Here is an 18,382-nt window from a genome sequence, read left to right as displayed (position 1 = left end):
AACCGTGGACCGCGCTCTTCCCGACACATCACCGTTTTTTTCGAGCGTCGACGACGTCATCGAACGGCTGGCTCAAACCGGCTACCTGTCCGACAGGGGCACTGCCACCGCGGTGTTCCTCGCGGACCGGCTCGGTAAGCCCCTGCTTATCGAGGGGCCGGCCGGCGTCGGAAAGACCGAACTGGCTCGTGCCGTTGCCCAGTCGACGGGCGCGGAGCTCATCCGTCTGCAGTGCTACGAAGGCGTCGACGAGGCCCGCGCGCTGTACGAGTGGAACCACGCGAAGCAGATTCTGCGGATTCAAACGGGCTCGGATCACAGCTGGGATTCCACCAAGGCCGATGTGTTCTCGGAGGAGTTCCTGCTGGCGCGGCCGCTGCTCAAGGCAATTCGCCGCGAGGATCCGACCGTGCTGCTGATCGACGAGACCGACAAGGCAGATGTCGAGATCGAGGGTCTGCTTCTCGAGGTTCTGAGCGATTTTGCGGTCACCATCCCGGAACTCGGTACCATCACGGCAACCCGCAAGCCGTTCACGGTGCTGACGTCCAACGCCACCCGCGAGCTGTCCGAGGCACTCAAGCGTCGTTGCTTGTTCCTGCATCTGGACTTCCCGGATGCCGACCTCGAGCGTCGCATTCTCGCCAGCCGCGTGCCCGAGCTTCCCGAAGCCATCGCCGAGCAGTTGGTCAACACCATTCGGGTTCTGCGCGGAATGCAGCTCAAGAAGGTTCCTTCGGTATCGGAGACCATCGACTGGGGCCGTACTCTCCTCGCGCTGGGCATGGACACTCTTGACGACGACGCCGTGCGCGCAACACTCGGTGTCATCCTCAAGCACCAGTCCGATCAGGTGCGAGCCACCGCTGAACTTCGGCTGAACTGAGGTCTGGTCATGGCCCTCGGAGGTTCGACGTCCCCGCTCAAGCCTGGCGGGTTGGTAGCGCCGCACGGTCTGCCCGGTCACCTCGTCGATTTTGTCGAGGCACTTCGCCGACGCGGAATCATGGTCGGACCTTCCGAGACCGTCGACGCCGGCAAGGTGATGTCAGTCCTCGACCTTCTCGACCGTGAGTCCTTGCGTGCGGGTCTGGCTTGCTCGCTCCTGCGTCGGCCCACTCATCGAGCTACCTTCGATGCGGTATTCGATCTGTGGTTCCCGAAAGCGATCGGTGACCGTGCTGTCGGCGACGTCGACGTCTCGTTGCCGCGCAAGGCCGACGGAACCATCGATCTGCAGGCATTGCGTGAGCTGATCGCCGAATTGCTGACCGACGGCAGCGACGAGGCAATGGAGCTGACCGAACTTCTCACCGCCGCGATGGTCGAGGAGATGGGGCAGTACCAATCGAGCAATGGGCCGTCATTCTCCGCGTACCAGGCACTTCGTGACGTGGCACCGGACACGTTGCTCAACAAGATTCTTCAAGGCCTACTCGGCAATCAAGAAGGTTCGGGCAGCGAAGGCAAGGATGCCTCCGACTATCAGTCGGAGGTCGCCAAGCGCACGGCAGCTCAGCGAATCGCAGATTTCCGCAAGATGGTCGAGAAGGAAACGCGTCGACGTACGGCCGAGAACCTCGGCAAGGAACGCGTCGCTACGTACGGCGTTCCGAAACTGGCGGAGGAAGTCGATTTCCTTCGTGCTTCCGACGCAGAACTCACCACACTCAAGAAGAACGTCGCGCCGCTGGCCAGGTTGCTCGCCAGCCGCTTGGCTGTCCGGCGGAGTCGAAGCCGATCGGGTTCCATCGATTTGCGTCGTACGTTGCGCAAATCCATGTCCACGGGTGGGGTTCCGATCGATCTGGTGCAACGGAAGCCGAAGCGTGCGCGTCCCGAACTTGTGGTGATGTGCGACGTGTCCGGCTCGGTCGCCGGATTCAGCCACTTCACGTTGCTGTTGGTCAATGCGCTGCGCGAGCAGTTCTCACGAGTGCGAGTTTTTGCGTTCATCGACACCACCGACGAAGTCACCCGGTTCTTCGATTCCAATGCTGATCTCGGGTCTGCGATGTCGCGGATGATTCGCGAAGCGGAGTTGATCACGTACGACGGTCACTCCGACTACGGAAATGCCTTCGGGGTGTTTCAGGAGAAGTTTGCGCAAAGCATCACCAGTCGCACATCGATGCTGATCTTGGGCGACGGCCGCAACAACTACCGGGACCCCAACCTCCAATCGTTGGCACAGATGGTTGCCGTCGCCAAGCACGCACACTGGCTCAACCCTGAGCCCAAGGGGCAGTGGGGGACGGGCGACTCCGCAGCCAAGGTCTACAACGAAGTCATCAGCATGCACGAGTGCCGCTCCGCCAAGCAGTTGGCCGAAGTGGTGTCCGGCTTGCTGCCGGTGTGAAACACGTAAGCTCGTCAGTCGTGCAGAAGGGACAATCGGTGGAACGTGCTCGACGCCGCCTCGGCGTGATGGGTGGCACTTTCGACCCCATTCACCACGGACACCTCGTCGCAGCCAGTGAGGTCGCCGACAGGTTCGGGCTCGACGAAGTGATCTTCGTCCCCACCGGCAGGCCGTGGCAGAAGCAGGCGCGAGGTGTCAGTCCGGCGGAGGACAGATACCTCATGACTGTCATCGCTACCGCCTCCAACCCGCGGTTTTCCGTCTCTCGCGTCGATGTCGACCGCGAAAAAGTGACGTACACCGTGGACACTCTCCGGGACCTACGGGCCTATCATCCCGACGCCGAACTGTTCTTCATCACCGGTGCCGATGCGCTGGCCAGCATCCTTTCCTGGCAAGATTGGGAAGAGTTGTTTGCATTGGCGAAATTTGTGGGCGTATCGCGGCCGGGTTTCGATCTCAACGCCGAACACCTGGCCGGTCATCTCGACACCATGCCCGCGGACGCGGTGACATTGATCGAGATCCCGGCGCTTGCCATTTCGTCGACCGAATGTCGACGTCGGGCGAGCGAAGACCGTCCCGTCTGGTACCTCGTGCCGGACGGAGTGGTGCAGTACATCTCGAAGCGGAATTTGTATCGACCCGTCGACGCTCAGCGGCGTGACGGGGCGACCACGATGTCGGAGCCGGCGCCTGGCAAGTCCGCTGATTCGAACTAGAAGCACGACCTGAAGACGAAACTGGAGAACATCGAGTGAGCGCAACAACACAAGCCATCGACATGGCACGCATCGCGGCCCTGGCGGCCGACGAGAAGCTGGCTACCGAAGTGGTGGTGCTCGACGTGTCTGAGCAGTTGGTCATCACGGACTGCTTTGTCATCGCATCGGCCCAGACCGAGCGTCAGGTGAACTCGATTGTCGAGAACATCGAAGATTGCCTCCGGGAAGCCGGCCACAAGCCGCTCCGTCGCGAAGGCACCCGTGAGGGACGTTGGGCGCTGCTCGACTACGCCGAGATCGTCGTTCACGTCCAGCACGACGAGGAGCGCAATTTCTACGCTCTCGATCGCCTGTGGAAGGACTGCCCGACGGTAGAGGTCGAAGGCCTCGGCGAGAACCGTCCCGGACCGGCCGACGCACACACGGTTTTCGACACCGATACGGTTTCCGAGCCGGACGCGTCGGACCTCTCGCTGTGACTTCCTCGGCGCCCAGTCCGGCGTCGAGTGTCCGTCGGCTCATCTTGTTGCGCCACGGACAAACTGAATACAACGCCGATTCTCGGATGCAGGGGCAACTCGACACCGATCTTTCGGAGCTGGGCCGTACTCAAGCTAAGAGTGCGGGCCCAGTCATCGCCGATCGCAGGCCGTTGACCATCGTGTCCTCGGACCTGCGTCGCGCGTATTTCACGGCAGTTGCCGTCGGTGATGCGGCCGGACTGCCGGTCCTCACCGATCCACGACTGCGTGAGACGCACCTCGGTGACTGGCAGGGTTTGACTCACGGTGACGTCGACCGGCAGACACCTGGCGTGCGGCAGACGTGGCGCGCCGACGCGACCATCGCCCCGCCCGGCGGTGAGAGCCGAATCGATGTCGCGAAGCGCAGCGTGCCGGTGGTGCAGGAACTTCTGAAGTCTCGTCCGGATTGGTCCGAACGGCCAGTTGTACTGGTGGCGCACGGTGGGCTGATTGCCGCGCTGACGGCCGCATTGCTGGACTTGCCGGTCGATCGTTGGCCGGTCTTGGGTGGCCTCGGAAACACGAGTTGGGTACAACTCAGTGGACACGGAGACCCCCAGTCCATCGAATGGCGACTGGACGTATGGAATGCTTCTGCGAGTGTCGCAAATGACGTCCTCTGAGAATGCCGACGGGCAGCGCCCCGTCTTGTTGGTTATTGCCGATTCGCTGTCCTATTTCGGGCCCAAAGGTGGACTTGCCGCCGACCATCCCCGTATCTGGCCGAACATCGTGGCCGAAGAGTTGGGTTGGGATGTCGAGCTCGTCGCTCGCATCGGCTGGACGTGCCGCGACGCGTGGTGGGCACTGACTCAGGACCCGCGAGTGTGGGCTGCCGTTCCGCGCGCCGGCGCCGTCGTGTTTGCCGTCGGCGGAATGGATTCCCTGCCTTCGCCGTTGCCCACTGCGTTGCGTGAGACCATCCGCTACGTTCGCCCACCGGCGCTACGACGCGTGGTCCGTGAGGGCTATCAGTGGCTGCAACCGCGGCTCGCTCCGCTCGGTCGCCCGGTCGCTCTACCCCCGAAGTTGAGCGTCGAGTACCTCGAGAGCTCGAGAAATGCGTTGGAGTACATGCGGCCCGAGTTGCCGATGATCGCCACGCTGCCGTCGGTACACCGCAGCGATGCGTACGCGAGTGTCCATGCGGGTCGTCCCGCGGCCGTTTCTGCGATCACGGAATGGGCTACCGAGAAAGACGTGCCTGTTGTAGATCTTGCCGACGCCGTCCGCGAGAACGTTTTTTCCGACAACGGAAACCCTGACGGTATTCACTGGGGTTGGGACGGCCATGTCGGCGTCGCCAAGGCCATGATTGCCGCCATCCGTGCCGCCGAAGCTCAGCGTGTGTCCACCCCGGCGAGCGAGGTCGGGTAGCGACGTGTCAGTTGTTGTCGTCACGGATTCGTCTGCCTGCGTCCCGCGTGAGTCGGCTGATGCGTGTGGGCTCCAGGTTGTGCCCTTGCACGTCCTGCATGACGGCTGCGACTTTCTCGAAGGCGTCGACACAATTCCGGACGATGTGGCCGGGTTGACGACGGCGGGTGCGTCACCGGCAGAATTGATCGAAGCCTACGGCCGTGCGCTCGAACTGAGCCATGGTGACGGTGTGGTTGCCGTGCACATCTCACGCCAGCTCTCCGGTACTTGGGAAGCGGGCCGGCAGGCGGCCCTGGAGTTCGGTGGCAAGGTTCGAATTGTCGATTCAGCTTCTGCGGGCATGGGTTTGGGGTATCCGGCGTTGGAGGCCGCGCGCTTCGCTGCGGCCGGGTCCGAGCTCGATGACGTGTACGACCGCGCCGTTGACATCGCAGACCGTTCTCGTGCCTTCATCTTCGTGGACAAGCTCGATCAGTTGCGACGAGGCGGCAGAATCAGCACGGCCGCAGCACTATTGGGCACAGCATTGGCGATGAAACCACTGCTGCATCTGGTAGACGGCAAGCTGGTGCTGAAAGAGAAAACCCGCACCACCACCAAAGCCCTTGCGCGATTGGTTGATTCGGCAGTCGAGCGGGCGGGGCTCGGCCGCGTCGCGATCGCCGTCCATCACATGAAGGCGCGCGAGCGAGCCGACGGCATTGCCGAGCAACTACAAGACCGAATCCCGAACATCGCCGAGACCGTTGTCACCGATTTCAGTGCGGTGATCGGTGCCCATGTGGGTGTCGGTGCGATCGGTGTTGTGGTGTGTCAGCTCCCGGAACCTGGCGCGGATCAGTAGGTCGGTTCTCCACAGGCCGGTAGTTATCCCCAGCTGTATTTTCTGTGGCCGCAGGCTCGCCGTTGCTCGCTAGCGTCCCCTTATGCGGATCAGTGAAGAGCGGGAGAGGGTGCGTGATCGCCTCGCCGCGATGAGTGGTGACTTTTCCAGCGCGCGTGCTGGTTTCGGGCGGGAAGACGTCGCCGAACCAACTGTCCCCGATTGGTTGCTCGAATCCGACGACGACGACGACGAGGAGCTGGAACCTCTCACCCCTCGTTTTCAGGCTGTGCCCGACCGCTGGCGGGATATGCGCTGGAGTCCACGCCGCCGAGGCGCCCTGGCTCTGGTGATTGTTGCGCTTGTCGCTACCGGGATCGGCGTGTTCACAGTGTGGTGGGGTTCTCCGACCATGCAGGCAGTTCCGCCGTTGCCCGCGGCCGTGGGCGTTCCGATCACGGCGTCGGGTCAGCCGAGTACTTCGGAGCCCCCATCGCCGCCGATCGAATCCTCGCGGGCCGCTGCGCCGGTGGGTCTGGTGGTCAGTGTTGTGGGATTGGTACGCAACCCTGGATTGGTGACGCTTCCGGACGGCTCACGTGTCGCTGATGCATTGACCGCGGCCGGCGGTGTGAACGCGGGCGCGGACACCCTGAGTTTGAATCTTGCACAGAAACTGTCCGACGGTGATCAAGTAGTTGTCGGTGTCGTCGGTGATTCGGCTCCGAAGACGAGTTCCACGGCCGCGGGCACCGGCGGCGCACCGGCCGCGCCGGCGGGTGGGGGTCTGATCAATCTGAATACTGCCACCGAAGCCGAACTCGACACGCTGCCCGGTGTCGGGCCCGTCACGGCGAGTGCCATTGCAGCGTGGCGAACGTCCAACGGAAAGTTCACGGACGTAGAACAATTGGGTGAAGTAGACGGTATCGGGCCGGCTCGGCTCGACAAGCTGCGTCCGCTGGTCTCGGTATGAGCGGTGAGACCGAGCAGTCGGTCCTTGATGCTCGATTGGTGCCCGCAGCGTTGACGGTCTGGAGCGTCACTGCCGCGGGAATCGTTTTCGGATCGACAGTGTCGTGGATTCTCGCGGCGGTATCGGCAGCCCTCGGTGCCTGCCTCGTTGTCGTCGCCCGGCGTCGGGGATACGCAGCGTGGGTTCTGGTTGTGTTGGTGGCCTGCGTGTTCGGTACCGCGTTCAGCGTCCTGACGGCGTGGCGGATGTCCGAGGCGGAGGCGCATCCGTTGACGCGGGCGGCGGAATCGGGAGGATGGGTGAGCGTACAGGTGACGCCGATCGAAGACCCGCGGCTGATGGCGTCGTCGATGGGGCCCGCTCAGGTGTATTTCCGGGCCTCGGTTCGATCGACCACCGTAGGCAACCAGCGATTCGACGTCGGCGGTTCGGTGACTATCCGCGCGCCCAGTGACCTCTGGCCGAAAACGCTTCCCGGGCAAGTGCTCACGGTGCGAGGCAAGGTGAGTGCGCCGCGTCGATCGGATCTGACTTTGGCGGTCATCACCACGGAAGGTGGGCCGATCGCGGTCGGGGACACACCGTGGTATCAGCGGTGGGCGGGAGCTGTACGGTCCAGGTTCGCGGCAGTCTGTGCCGCGGCACTGCCCGCTGATCAGGCTGGATTATTGCCGGGACTGGTTGTGGGGGATACCTCCGCGTTGTCGCCGGTCGTCAAGGACAACTTCACTGCCGCTGGGCTTTCGCACCTCACCGCGGTCTCCGGCGCAAACATCAGCATCCTTCTCGGCGCAGTCTTGTTGCTGGTCCGGGCGGCGTCGCTCGATCCCCGTATCGGGGCAGCGCTTGCCGTGGTGACGCTCGTTGCCTTCGTGATCATCGCGAGGCCTTCGCCCAGTGTGCTGCGGGCCGCAGTGATGGGCACTATCGGTCTGCTCAGTTTGGTCACCGGACGACGCAAGCAAGCACTGCCGGCATTGGGGTGCGCGGTCATCGTTCTGGTGACAATGATGCCGGAACTTGCCGTGGACTGGGGATTCGTATTGTCGACGACGGCCACCGGCGCCTTGGTGATCCTCGCACCGGTCTGGGTCGACGGACTCCGTCGGCGCGGCTGGCCACGGTGGCTGGCCGAGGCGACAGCTGTCTCTGTCGCGGCCTTTGTCGTGACGGCGCCGGTGGTAGCCGCGATGGCCGGAACGCTCAGTGTTGTTGCGATCGTGGCGAATCTGTTGGTCGCACCAGTTGTCGGGGTGCTTACGGTATTGGGTGCGCTCGTGGCACTTCTGGCGTTGATCAGTGCTCCGGCGGCCACACTGGCGGCACACACCGTGCGGCCGCCGATGTGGTGGTTGCTCTCCGTCTCGGAGCGAGCAGCGGCGGTTCCCGGCGCAAATCTGACCGTGCCGTCGGGAGTTCTCGGAGCTGTGTTCGTCGTGGGTGTGTTACTGGTGGCGATGCTGCTGGTCTGGAATCGCATCTCGCGATGGGTGATCGGCACGTTGGTGCTCGGAGTTGCTCTGGCGCTGGCATTTCAGCATCTGTTCTCCGGCGGACGGATTGCGCCCGGCTGGGTATTCGTGATGTGCGACGTCGGGCAGGGTGACGGTCTGGTGTTGTCGACGGGAGACGGCCGCGTAGTCGTGATCGATGTCGGACCTGATCCGACATCGATGGACAGGTGCCTGAACATGCTGGGGGTCAACGATATTGCACTGGTTGTGATCAGTCATTTTCATGCGGACCATATCGGTGGGCTCGAAGCGGTGCTTGCCGGTCGTTCGGTTTCAGCGGTGGGTGTCGGTCCGATGTTGTTGCCTGAATCAGGTTTTCGTGACGTTGAATCTGCTGCCGGCTCGAAAGGAGTTCCGCTGATCGGACTGCGTAGCGGTTCGGAGTTCACGCTTGGTTCCGTGCGCCTGAATGTTCTCGGTCCCACACTGGCGGTGCCGCGTGACCGCGACGACGCAGCTGAATCCGCCAATGATCAATCACTTGTGCTGATGGCTCACACAAGCGCTGGGCGAATCCTGCTGACCGGTGACTCGGAATCCGCGGGTGAAGCCTCGATACTCCGCGCCGGAATCGACGTGCGGGCGGATATTCTGAAGCTGCCCCATCATGGTTCGCGTACCACGTCCGAAGCCTTCCTCGGAGCCGTTCACCCTCGACTGACGTTGGTGAGCGTCGGAGTCGGCAACACGTTCGGGCACCCGAATCCCACAGTGTTGGGCGAACTCGAATCCTTGGGAGGCGCCGTGGCGCGGACCGATCGTGACGGCACCGTCGCGGTGTACGGGAACGGCGACGGGTCCATGTCCGTGGTGTCGGTACCTCGTGGGAACATCTTCGGGTGAGTAATCCGGCTGGCGTCGAACCGCTGCACCTTGTTCTCGGGGACGACGAGTTCCTGATTGACCGCGCAGTATCCAAGCTCATCAAAGAGGTTCGGGGCGATCGAGGCCAAGGCATTTCGGATCTTCCGGTGACGCGGATGCGTGCGGGGGACGCCAATGCTCCTGAACTTGCCGAGCTGTTGAGTCCGTCCCTGTTCGCAGAAGATCGTGTCATCGTGCTGGAAGCTGCCGCGGAGGCCGGCAAGGATGCTGTCGCGCTGGTGCTCGATGCTGCTCGCGAACCGTCCGAAGGTGTAGTTCTCATCGTTCTGCACTCGGGAGGTGGCCGCGCAAAAGCGCTGGCGCCGGCACTGGAAAAATTGGGTGCCGTAGTTCATCAGGCCGCCAAACTCAACAAAGGCCAGTTGGCAGACTTCGTTCGGGGTGAGTTCCGCACCGCCGATGTAAAAGTATCTCCGGACGTCATCACGGCAATGATCGAAGGCGTCGGATCGAAACTGCGCGAGCTTGCTTCGGCCTGTTCGCAGTTGGCCGCAGACACCGGCGGCAAGATCGACGTCGCAGCAGTGCATCAGTATTACGCCGGCAAAGCCGAGGTCTCCGGATTCGATGTCGCAGACAAGGTGATCGTCGGCGACGTCAAGGGAGCTGTCGAAGCCTTGCGTTGGGCTGATCAGATCGGAACCGCCCACGTTCTTCTTGCCGACGCTCTGGCCGATGCAGTCCACACGATCGCGAAGGTGGGCCCGTACGCGCGGAATGGTGATCCCTTCCGATTGGCGTCGGAGTTGGGGATGCCGCCGTGGAAGGTCAAGAAGGCAATCAAGGAAGTGAACGGCTGGGATCCCGCGTCGATCGGCGCTGCCATGCAGATTGTTGCGGCGCTCAATGCGGACGTGAAGGGCGCGGCAGTCGATTCGTCCTTCGCCTTGGAGATGGCAGTACGCAAAGTGTGTGCGCTGCGCAAGAACTGAATCTCGAGAGGTACCTGACACCACGAGCGGGCCACATCACTTTTGATGTGGCCCAAATCTCTAGGATTTTCCTGCGGAAAGCACAATAGCCGCTCCGGTCGAAGTGACCGGAGCGGCTATTGTTGCACCACTGATGACGGCGAACCGTCAGAAAGTGTGTGTCAGAGCTTGTTGGCAGCCTGCGAGAGTGCAGACTTCTTGTTTGCAGCCTGGTTGGCGTGAATAACGCCCTTGCTGGCTGCCTTGTCGAGCTTGCGGCTGGTGGCGACGAGGAGCTCGTTGGCCTTGTCCTTGTCACCGGCTGCCGCAGCCTCGCGGAATGAACGAATCGCGGTACGGAGCGAGGACTTCACCGACTGGTTACGGAGTCGGGCCGCCTCGTTGGTACGGATTCGCTTCACCTGGGACTTGATGTTGGCCACGCGTAAAATCCTTGTCGTCTTTAGCTGGTTACGGTCGAGAAAGCTGTGGGCACACTGATGCACCGACTGGCAAGATTACCAGTCCAGGGTCCAATATCCCAAACCGCCGCACGATGCGCCTGCCAAGAAGGTTACACGTTGTACGCCTCAACTCCTCCCACGGTCGCAAACGCCCACGTGAAGGAGTGCCTGCCGCAGTTCAGTGAGGCCTCCCGGGTCAGCAGTGGGCGGAAGGTCTGACAGCCTCCACCGTGGTGCCGATCCACGCGTCGGAGTGATCTGTCGGAAACGGTTGGTTGGCCCCGCGGATGTTGCTCGAAGACCGTCGTCGGATGCGCAGGTCTCGTGTGGCGTCTGTCAAGGGCAATTAGGGAACGATTCAACGAGGATCTCGGCACTAATCAAAATGTGTCGCGGATTCGACGTTGTCGGCAATTGCCAAGCAATTGCGATTAGTGGCCGAACCTGGATTGATGGTTGGTAACTGAGCTGTAACAAGATTTCGGAGGAATGTCTCTTGTGTCGCAAAGTTCCGTTGCATGTACTTCGTTGGCATGGTTCGGGAATGGCTGGAAGTTGTCCATCGGGTAGACATAATTAGGATTGATTAGGGTTTTAACCTGCGGAATTCTCGACGAGAATGATTGCGTGTACGTTCATCCGGAGCGCGATGCAACTGCCGGGGGTGATGGTGTGCGGATCGCGTGCTGGATAAGGGGTCGGGGCAATGCTGGTAGAAGGTGCGCCCGCATTGACGAGTTAGCTGAAAATGAACAGTAACTCTCGATGTATGTGCACCAGCACTATTCATAGGATCCGGCAGTCGTCGGCACCTTTATCTGCTGTCCGCTCAAAAGAATCTCGAATTTGTTGTGGAGTTCACGCACCTTGCGTAAAGTCCGGCAAATCTAGTCGAGTGAGCATTACTACCGATCAATGAGAAGAGGGTGGGAATATGTCTCCAACTGCACAGGAATTGACCGAGATCGAACCGATCTCGGATGTGAAGAAGTATGTGGCCGAAGCAGTAGGGACATTTGTCCTTGTTTTCTGCGCCGTTGGAACTGCCGTGTTCGCCGGTGCCAAGGTCGGTAATCTCGGAGTCGCGCTGGCATTCGGTCTGACTCTGATGTTTCTGGTGTACGCAATCGGACCCATTTCCGGTTGCCACGTCAATCCTGCGGTTACCGTCGGCCAATTTGTCATCGGCCGGATCTCTGCAGTCAATGCCTGCATCTACATCGTCGCCCAGGTAATCGGCGGTCTGATTGCGGGTGTTGTCATCTTTACGGTCGCCAACAGCCTTCCCGCGTACAACCGAGCAGCGGACGGTCTGGGCGCAAACGGTTGGGGCGCACACAGTCCGTCCGCCGAGAAAAATCTCCTCGGAATGGTGGTTTCAGATGGTTACGGCATCGGTGCCGTCATGATTATCGAGATCCTGCTGACCGCACTTCTGGTATTTGTCGTTCTGGCATCGACGGATCAGATTTCGGATGTGCCGCTGGCCGGCGTATCCATCGGTTTCACACTCGCCGTGATCCACTTGGTCTCGATTCCGATCGACAACACGTCCGTTAACCCGGCTCGTAGTCTCGGTGTGGCGGCATTCCAGAACGGTGCATTACCGCAGGTCTGGGTGTTTATCGTGTTCCCGCTCATCGGCGGCGCACTGGGCGCACTGATCTATCGTGCACTGTTCGGCCGTTTCAACCGCCTGAACAGCTGATCATTGTTTGTTTTCAAATCTCGGGTCGGCTTCAGCTCCAGCTGAAGTCGGCCCGAAGTTTTGCTGCTACAACATCGAATTTCTTGTGGTCCATAACCGCACCTTCGCGGCGAATTCCACCTTCGGGGACGTCGAGTACACGGTCCAACCTGATCCAGCTGGGGCGGCCTTCGCCGTCCCAAGGGCCGGATCCGATTGCAAGCCAATCTCGCTCGCCATCCCGCTTGTTCTGCGAGGACAGCATCAAACCCAGAAGTGTGTCGCCGTCGCGGCCGACGACCAGGACCGGACGGTCCTTCCCTTGGGTCGGGTCCTCCTCGTAGGCCACCCAGGTCCAGACGATTTCGCCCGGGTCGGCTTTGCCGTCCAGGTCGGGGGAGTATTCAACCTTGCGGGCGCGGTGCGCCGTGGGGACAGTTCGAGCCGCCACCGGTCGTCCGGACGAGGCCTGGGGCCCGCTCGACGACTGGAGTTGGCGGAGGAGCGCAGGCCCCTTGTCCCGGGCGAAGTTGCCGAGGGTTCTACCGATCTGCTTCCACATGCTTGCCATAGCGTCCGAGCATAATCAGGTAGGTGCGGGAACCAGTGGCACGGCGGCCGCAAGAGTTGGATATCCTAAAGGTTGACAGTGGCCCGGATCCGGGCCGGTGCCGGTCCGACTAAGGGGTCCCCCATCAGCAGCTTCGCCGACAAGACGTTTACGGATCCTGCGCAGATCCGGAACTTCTGCATCATCGCGCACATCGACCACGGCAAGTCGACGCTGGCAGACCGCATGCTCCAGCTCACCGGTGTGGTCGAAGAGCGGGCGATGCGTGCGCAGTACCTGGACCGCATGGACATCGAGCGTGAACGCGGCATCACCATCAAGGCGCAGAACGTCCGCCTGCCGTGGACTGTCAACGGTGAAGAGTTCGTTCTCCACCTCATCGATACCCCCGGCCACGTCGACTTCACGTACGAGGTCTCCCGCGCTCTCGAGGCGTGTGAAGGCGCGATCCTGCTGGTCGACGCTGCTCAGGGCATCGAAGCGCAGACGCTGGCCAACCTGTACCTGGCGATGGAGAAGGATCTCAAGATCATTCCCGTCCTCAACAAGATCGACCTTCCGGCCGCTGATCCGGATCGCTACGCCGAGGAAATCGCGCACATCACGGGCTGCGAGCCTGGCGACGTTCTGCGTGTCTCGGGCAAGACCGGCATGGGTGTCAAGGAACTGCTCGACGAAGTTATCGTCCAGATCCCCGCACCGGTCGGCGAGGCCGACGGTCCCGCTCGCGCGATGATCTTCGACTCCGTCTACGACGCCTACCGCGGCGTGGTCACCTACGTGCGTGTTGTCGACGGCAAGATCCGTCCCCGCGAGAAGATCACGATGATGTCGACCGGCACCACCCACGAACTTCTCGAGGTCGGCATCATCTCGCCCGAGCCCAAGGCCAGCGTCGGCCTGGGTGTCGGCGAAGTGGGCTACCTCATCACCGGTGTGAAGGACGTTCGTCAGTCCCGAGTCGGTGACACCGTCACCTCAGCTCGCAACGGTGCGACGGAACCCCTCGTCGGCTACCGCGACCCCAAGCCGATGGTCTACTCGGGTCTGTACCCGATGGACGGCTCGGATTACCCCGTCCTGCGCGACGCTCTGGACAAGCTGCGACTCAACGACGCTGCACTGGCCTACGAACCTGAGACGTCCGTGGCCCTCGGCTTCGGTTTCCGTTGCGGCTTCCTCGGACTGCTGCACATGGAAATCACCCGCGACCGGCTCGAGCGCGAGTTCGGTCTCGAACTGATTTCCACAGCGCCCAACGTGGTCTACCGCGTTCAGCTCGAAGACGGAACGATGCAGGTTGTCACCAACCCGTCGTACTGGCCTGAAGGCAAGGTTCGTGAGGTCTACGAGCCCGTCGCCAAGTGCACCGTCATCGCGCCGAGTGAGTACATCGGCGCCATCATGGAGCTGTGCCAGTCCCGACGCGGCGAACTCGGCGGCATGGACTACCTGTCGGAGACGCGTGTCGAGCTTCGATACGAATTGCCGATGGGCGAGATCATGTTCGACTTCTTCGACGCATTGAAGTCGCGCACCAAGGGCTACGCCAGCCTTGACTACGAGGAGGCCGGCGAGCAGGCAGCGGACCTGGTGAAGGTGGATATCCTCCTGCAGGGTGAAGCTGTCGATGCATTCTCGTCGATCGTGCACCGCACCAACGCCGCTGCTTACGGTGGCCGAATGACCGGGAAGCTGCGCGAGCTGATTCCGCGCCAGAACTTCGAGGTCCCGATCCAGGCGGCCATCGGATCCAAGGTCATCTCGCGCGAGACCATCCGCGCTATCCGCAAGGACGTTCTTGCCAAGTGCTACGGCGGCGATATCAGCCGTAAGCGCAAGCTGCTCGAGAAGCAGAAGGAAGGCAAGAAGCGCATGAAGACCATTGGGCGAGTGGAAGTTCCCCAGGAAGCCTTCGTGGCAGCGTTGTCGTCCGAATCGGTTACCGACAAGCCCAAGAAGTAGGAGTACCGCCTGTGATCGCCACGTGGTTGACCCGAGAGTTCGGAATCGAGATCCCCGTTCTCGGGGCACCCATGGGCGGTCGCGCCGGCGGCGAATTGGTCGGCGCTGTGTCGGCAGCGGGCGGGCTGGGACTGCTCGGTGCAGCCCGCTACAACAGTGCGCAATGGGTAGCTGACGAGGCTGCGAAAGCCCGTGTCGGCGGCCCCTTCGGTATCGGCCTCATGACGTGGTCGCTCGACGGTGACACCAGCTTGCTCGACGCCGCCATCGCGGAAAAGCCCGCACTGATCACTTTGTCTTTCGGTGACCCCGCCGCATATGTCGAGCGGGTTCACGCGGCAGGCATTCCTGTTGTGTCACAGATCAATACGCTCGACGACTTGCGTGTCGTCGAGGCTGCCGGAGTCGACGCCGTCATCGCGCAGGGCGCAGAGGCCGGCGGCCACACCGGGCGCATCGGAACGCTGCCGCTGCTGCAGGAAATCCTGGAATCGACAACGCTTCCGGTTCTTGCCGCGGGCGGCATCGGCACCGGTCGCGGACTGGCAGCTGTCATCGCTGCGGGTGCCGAAGGCGCCATGATCGGCACCGCTCTTCTCGCCAGTCCCGAAACCACCGGCCCGGACTACGCACGCACCCGCGTCGTCGAGGCCGGAAGTGCGGATACCGTCTACACCTCCGTGTTCGACCGGGCGCGCAGCCAGCCGTGGCCGCAGCGTTGGGGTGGACGGGCGATTGCCAACGAGTTCACCTCCACGTGGGAGGGTATCTCGGCCGACGAGGAAACCCTCGCGAAGGCGTATGACCCGTCGGATCCGAATAACGGCGTCGTCTATGCCGGCGAAGCTGTAGGTCTCGTGCACGGCACACATCCGGCCGGTGACGTTGTCAGGCGTATCGGCGCGGATGCGGACCGTTTGCTCTCTCGCTTTTCCTAGTTCTCAGGCTTTCGGTCGATTGTCGACGACCCGGCGAGACTTGAAGGTCTGCAGTTCGTGGGTTCCGGGAGCGACTACGGCAACAGGCACCCTGATCTGAGTTGACAGTTTGATCGCTGCCTCGAGCGAGATGCGCAATTGCTCGAGGTTCGAAGTATCAAGGCTGCGTTCATGTTCGACCTCGACGCGCAGTTCATCGAGTGCGTTCTCGCGGTCGACGAAGATGCGGAATTCGGCACCGGTGCCGTCGACGCTGCGGACGGCGGCCTCGATAGCGGTCGGGTAGATGTTGGCTCTGCGGATGATGAGCATGTCGTCAACTCTGCCGAATACGCCACGCGGGAGTCGCGGGTAGGTGCGTCCGCACGGGCAAGGACTCTCGTCGATAACACCTTCGTCGCCCATCCAGAATCGGATCATCGGCTGGGATTCTCGCCACAGATGCGTTGCAACGGTGGCTCCGGATGTTCCTGCCGGCACCGAGACGTTCGGGTTGTTGGAATCTACAATCTCGGTGTAGTTCTCGTCTTGGAACAGGTGGACTCCGCCGTCGGCTTCCGTGCATCCGATATTGGCCAGGAACGGGTACATTTCCGACGTCGAACCGGCGGAGGCATCAACGAGCAGTGGGTTCCCCCACAGTTGCATGAGCAGTTCACGAACGGATGCGATGCTCGCGCCGGGTTCGCCTCCCGCAACGAGCAAGGACACCTTGCTGTCACGGACATCGAGGCCGAGTTCGCGTGAGCGCTGGGCGAGATGCACGAGGTAGGAGGGTGTTCCGACGACGACGGTGCAATCCAGGGTGTGCATGAGGTTGATCTGCTGATCCGTCGGAACTACCGAACCCGTCGGGAAGGTTGTTGCGCCGATCTGTTCCGTAGCTTGCAGAACGCCCCACCCGCCGAAGAAGAGAGCAAAGGGGAAGGTGATCTGAACGACGTCGTCGGGTCGTACTCCCGCGCTCCACAGTGCCATGGCTGATGTGTCTCGTGCTCGGTCCCAATCGCTGTGGGAGACACCGTACATCGTCGGCTTACCCGTTGTGCCCGAGGATCCGTGGATGCGGGCCAGCTGATTGCGGGGAACCCCGAGGTAGTCGCCGAACGGCGGATACTGCTCCTGATTTGCGACCAGCATTTTCTTGGTGATCACCGGCACCTTCGCGGTGAAGTCCGCCAGCGATTGGACGTCGGACGGTTTGAATTCGTGGTTGTCGTAGTGCCGGCGATAGAACGGCAGGTTCTCGTACGCGTAGTGAAGTTGATGCTGGACTCGTTCGAGAATTACCCGGTCGCGTTCGAAGCGCGGCATGGTCTCGCGGGCCTCGTCCCAGAATCGCGTGGAACGGGCGCGTCGCTGAACTTCATCTCGCCTGTCGGTCATGCCGTAACCTCCCGATGAATTATTTCTACCAAACCGTAGGTAGAAATATGACCGCATGCGGAGTGTGATGTCAAGCACTGTGTTATTTTATCTACCAAACGGTAGGTGGATTAAACGTTCGAGGGAGAAATCATGCGAATCGCAGTCGATGTGAATGTGTGCGAACAACACGGACAGTGTGTCTTTGCGGCGCCCGCGGTGTTTGAAATCGACGGTGAAGGCGCCCTGCAGTATCAGGCCGAGGTAGCCGAGGACCAGCGTGCATCGGTAGCCTCAGCTGTGAATGCTTGTCCTATGCAGGCGATTACGGTTATCGATTGAGTTTGCAGGACGCATATGTGGCCGGGTTTGTCCGCGCCTGCCCTATGTTGCGGGCGCAGTCGGGCGCCGATTCCGTGGTCGCCGGCGTAGTGCTTCAATTCCGCCGGTCGACGTCATTGCGGCGTCGGAACCCACAGACGTCAAGACCATTCCGCCGAGCTGGTTGGCAAGTTCCTGCGGTGAGTGTTTGCCGTCGTCGGAGTACCACTCGGTCATGCTGTTGAGCATCCCGATGATGGAAACCGAGGTCACGCGGAGGTCGATGGCCGGGTCGACGTCGCCGGAGTCGAGGCCATCCTGCAAGATCCCCATGAGGACGCCGTAGTATGCATCCTCACCCTGGCTCAGTTGCGACTGACGCTGTGGTGACAGCTGACTGAACTCGCGAAGCCTGATACGGAAAGTTCGTAGGTTTGCGGCAACGAACAGCACGTGTGATCGGACAAAATCTGTCAGACGATCGAGCGGTGCGCTGGGATCTTCTTGCAGTGGCGCCACTGCCTCCAGGGCGCTTGCGATTGCCGGTTCGATGATCTGGAAGAGGAAGTCTTCCTTCGAGGCGACGTAGTAGTAGAGACTGCCCTTCATGATGCCGACTGTGTCGGCAATGCACTGCATGCTCGTTGCGTCGTATCCGTTCGCCAGAAATGCATCGGCTGCGGCGTCAAGCACTTCTTGAACTCGTTCGGCATCCGGGCCACGGCGAGGCCGACCCCGCTTGGCCGCCTTCTGGTCCATGCCATTCCCTTTCGTCGACGTCGTGACTCTAGTACCGCTACGACGCGCTCGTCGGTACTCCGGCACCGGCGAACTCACAATACAGCCGACGCGACAATCGCCCCGACGGTGGATTCTTGATTATGCCCGGCGAACTGCACCCGAAGCGACGTCCTTCCTGCTTTCGGCGACGCAGAAATCTTGGTGACAGTGGCAGAACGAAAAACAGTGGG

At 61.6% G+C, this 18,382-nt stretch carries 18 protein-coding genes; 14 read left to right on the top strand and 4 right to left on the bottom strand.

What is annotated here, in order from left to right:
- The first annotated feature begins 4 nt into the window (after positions 1-4).
- The 10 genes from BDB13_RS23550 to holA all read left to right on the top strand — a co-directional run bounded on the left by BDB13_RS23550 (position 5) and on the right by holA (position 10,121).
- Positions 5-886, top strand: a complete 882-nt coding sequence (locus BDB13_RS23550) for an AAA family ATPase (protein ID WP_094273941.1) — start codon at positions 5-7, stop codon at positions 884-886.
- A 9-nt stretch (positions 887-895) separates the two neighbouring features.
- Entirely contained in the window at positions 896-2,359 is a 1,464-nt protein-coding gene (locus BDB13_RS23545; RefSeq protein WP_094273940.1) for a vWA domain-containing protein, read from the top strand.
- 68 nt (positions 2,360-2,427) lie between these two features.
- Positions 2,428-3,084, top strand: a complete 657-nt coding sequence (nadD, locus tag BDB13_RS23540) for a nicotinate-nucleotide adenylyltransferase (protein WP_206041864.1) — start codon at positions 2,428-2,430, stop codon at positions 3,082-3,084.
- 35 nt (positions 3,085-3,119) lie between these two features.
- On the top strand, positions 3,120-3,566 hold the full coding sequence (rsfS, locus tag BDB13_RS23535) for a ribosome silencing factor (RefSeq protein ID WP_094273939.1): 447 nt from the start codon (positions 3,120-3,122) through the stop codon (positions 3,564-3,566).
- Entirely contained in the window at positions 3,563-4,234 is a 672-nt protein-coding gene (locus tag BDB13_RS23530; protein ID WP_094273938.1) for a histidine phosphatase family protein, read from the top strand. The genes rsfS and BDB13_RS23530 overlap by 4 nt, the downstream gene beginning before the upstream one ends.
- A complete protein-coding gene (gene octT / locus BDB13_RS23525) occupies positions 4,221-4,988 on the top strand; it encodes a diglucosylglycerate octanoyltransferase (protein WP_094275144.1) in 768 nt (255 codons plus the stop codon). The genes BDB13_RS23530 and octT overlap by 14 nt, the downstream gene beginning before the upstream one ends.
- A gap of 4 nt (positions 4,989-4,992) precedes the next feature.
- Positions 4,993-5,835 (top strand): DegV family protein, encoded by an 843-nt coding sequence (locus tag BDB13_RS23520; protein WP_094273937.1) that lies wholly within the window; start codon positions 4,993-4,995, stop codon positions 5,833-5,835.
- 82 nt (positions 5,836-5,917) lie between these two features.
- Positions 5,918-6,790, top strand: coding sequence for a helix-hairpin-helix domain-containing protein (locus BDB13_RS23515; RefSeq protein ID WP_094273936.1), 873 nt, complete (start codon positions 5,918-5,920; stop codon positions 6,788-6,790).
- Positions 6,787-9,147 carry a ComEC/Rec2 family competence protein gene (locus BDB13_RS23510; RefSeq protein ID WP_094273935.1) on the top strand — a complete coding sequence of 787 codons (2,361 nt, stop codon included), beginning with the start codon at positions 6,787-6,789 and terminating at the stop codon, positions 9,145-9,147. Before BDB13_RS23515 ends, BDB13_RS23510 begins: the two co-directional genes overlap by 4 nt.
- The gene (holA, locus tag BDB13_RS23505) at positions 9,144-10,121 is read left to right on the top strand and encodes a DNA polymerase III subunit delta (protein ID WP_094273934.1); all 978 of its coding nucleotides are present in this window, start codon (positions 9,144-9,146) and stop codon (positions 10,119-10,121) included. The genes BDB13_RS23510 and holA overlap by 4 nt, the downstream gene beginning before the upstream one ends.
- 161 nt (positions 10,122-10,282) lie before the next feature.
- On the opposite strand, the gene rpsT is transcribed toward holA, so the two are convergent.
- On the bottom strand, positions 10,283-10,543 hold the full coding sequence (rpsT, locus tag BDB13_RS23500) for a 30S ribosomal protein S20 (protein WP_094273933.1): 261 nt from the start codon (positions 10,541-10,543) through the stop codon (positions 10,283-10,285).
- 955 nt (positions 10,544-11,498) lie between these two features.
- On the opposite strand from rpsT, the gene BDB13_RS23495 reads away from it, so the two are divergent.
- Positions 11,499-12,272, top strand: coding sequence for an aquaporin (locus BDB13_RS23495; RefSeq protein ID WP_094273932.1), 774 nt, complete (start codon positions 11,499-11,501; stop codon positions 12,270-12,272).
- Positions 12,273-12,303: 31 nt separating this feature from the next.
- Here BDB13_RS23495 and BDB13_RS23490 read toward each other — a convergent pair whose 3' ends face one another.
- Positions 12,304-12,822: a type II toxin-antitoxin system PemK/MazF family toxin gene (locus tag BDB13_RS23490; protein WP_094273931.1), complete on the bottom strand. Its 519-nt coding sequence runs from the start codon at positions 12,820-12,822 to the stop codon at positions 12,304-12,306.
- 72 nt (positions 12,823-12,894) lie between these two features.
- Here BDB13_RS23490 and lepA point away from each other — a divergent pair, with 72 nt between their 5' ends.
- The gene (gene lepA, locus BDB13_RS23485; protein WP_094273930.1) at positions 12,895-14,787 is read left to right on the top strand and encodes a translation elongation factor 4; all 1,893 of its coding nucleotides are present in this window, start codon (positions 12,895-12,897) and stop codon (positions 14,785-14,787) included.
- Positions 14,788-14,798: 11 nt separating this feature from the next.
- Complete coding sequence (locus BDB13_RS23480) at positions 14,799-15,725, top strand: NAD(P)H-dependent flavin oxidoreductase (protein ID WP_094273929.1); 927 nt, start codon at positions 14,799-14,801, stop codon at positions 15,723-15,725.
- Positions 15,726-15,728: 3 nt separating this feature from the next.
- Here BDB13_RS23480 and BDB13_RS23475 read toward each other — a convergent pair whose 3' ends face one another.
- The gene (locus BDB13_RS23475) at positions 15,729-17,111 is read right to left on the bottom strand and encodes a phenylacetate--CoA ligase family protein (RefSeq protein WP_094273928.1); all 1,383 of its coding nucleotides are present in this window, start codon (positions 17,109-17,111) and stop codon (positions 15,729-15,731) included.
- A 132-nt stretch (positions 17,112-17,243) separates the two neighbouring features.
- On the opposite strand from BDB13_RS23475, the gene BDB13_RS23470 reads away from it, so the two are divergent.
- Positions 17,244-17,432 (top strand): ferredoxin, encoded by a 189-nt coding sequence (locus BDB13_RS23470; protein WP_094273927.1) that lies wholly within the window; start codon positions 17,244-17,246, stop codon positions 17,430-17,432.
- 42 nt (positions 17,433-17,474) lie between these two features.
- On the opposite strand, the gene BDB13_RS23465 is transcribed toward BDB13_RS23470, so the two are convergent.
- Positions 17,475-18,170: a TetR/AcrR family transcriptional regulator gene (locus tag BDB13_RS23465; RefSeq protein WP_094273926.1), complete on the bottom strand. Its 696-nt coding sequence runs from the start codon at positions 18,168-18,170 to the stop codon at positions 17,475-17,477.
- Positions 18,171-18,382 lie beyond the last annotated feature (212 nt).

This window comes from Rhodococcus sp. OK302 (assembly GCF_002245895.1).
Taxonomy (GTDB): domain Bacteria; phylum Actinomycetota; class Actinomycetes; order Mycobacteriales; family Mycobacteriaceae; genus Rhodococcus_F.
Note: the sequence above shows the minus strand (reverse complement) of the source record. Positions and strands in the feature narration are given on the sequence as shown.

What these genes read in the sequence shown, in the direction of transcription:
- BDB13_RS23545 (WP_094273940.1), top strand. Translation starts at nt 896, where the DNA reads ATGGCCCTCGGAGGTTCGACGTCCCCGCTCAAGCCTGGCGGGTTGGTA.
- nadD (WP_206041864.1), top strand. Translation starts at nt 2,428, where the DNA reads ATGGGTGGCACTTTCGACCCCATTCACCACGGACACCTCGTCGCAGCC.
- octT (WP_094275144.1), top strand. Translation starts at nt 4,221, where the DNA reads ATGACGTCCTCTGAGAATGCCGACGGGCAGCGCCCCGTCTTGTTGGTT.
- BDB13_RS23515 (WP_094273936.1), top strand. Translation starts at nt 5,918, where the DNA reads ATGCGGATCAGTGAAGAGCGGGAGAGGGTGCGTGATCGCCTCGCCGCG.
- BDB13_RS23510 (WP_094273935.1), top strand. Translation starts at nt 6,787, where the DNA reads ATGAGCGGTGAGACCGAGCAGTCGGTCCTTGATGCTCGATTGGTGCCC.
- BDB13_RS23495 (WP_094273932.1), top strand. Translation starts at nt 11,499, where the DNA reads ATGTCTCCAACTGCACAGGAATTGACCGAGATCGAACCGATCTCGGAT.
- BDB13_RS23490 (WP_094273931.1), bottom strand. Translation starts at nt 12,822, where the DNA reads ATGGCAAGCATGTGGAAGCAGATCGGTAGAACCCTCGGCAACTTCGCC.
- BDB13_RS23475 (WP_094273928.1), bottom strand. Translation starts at nt 17,111, where the DNA reads ATGACCGACAGGCGAGATGAAGTTCAGCGACGCGCCCGTTCCACGCGA.
- BDB13_RS23470 (WP_094273927.1), top strand. Translation starts at nt 17,244, where the DNA reads ATGCGAATCGCAGTCGATGTGAATGTGTGCGAACAACACGGACAGTGT.
- BDB13_RS23465 (WP_094273926.1), bottom strand. Translation starts at nt 18,170, where the DNA reads ATGGACCAGAAGGCGGCCAAGCGGGGTCGGCCTCGCCGTGGCCCGGAT.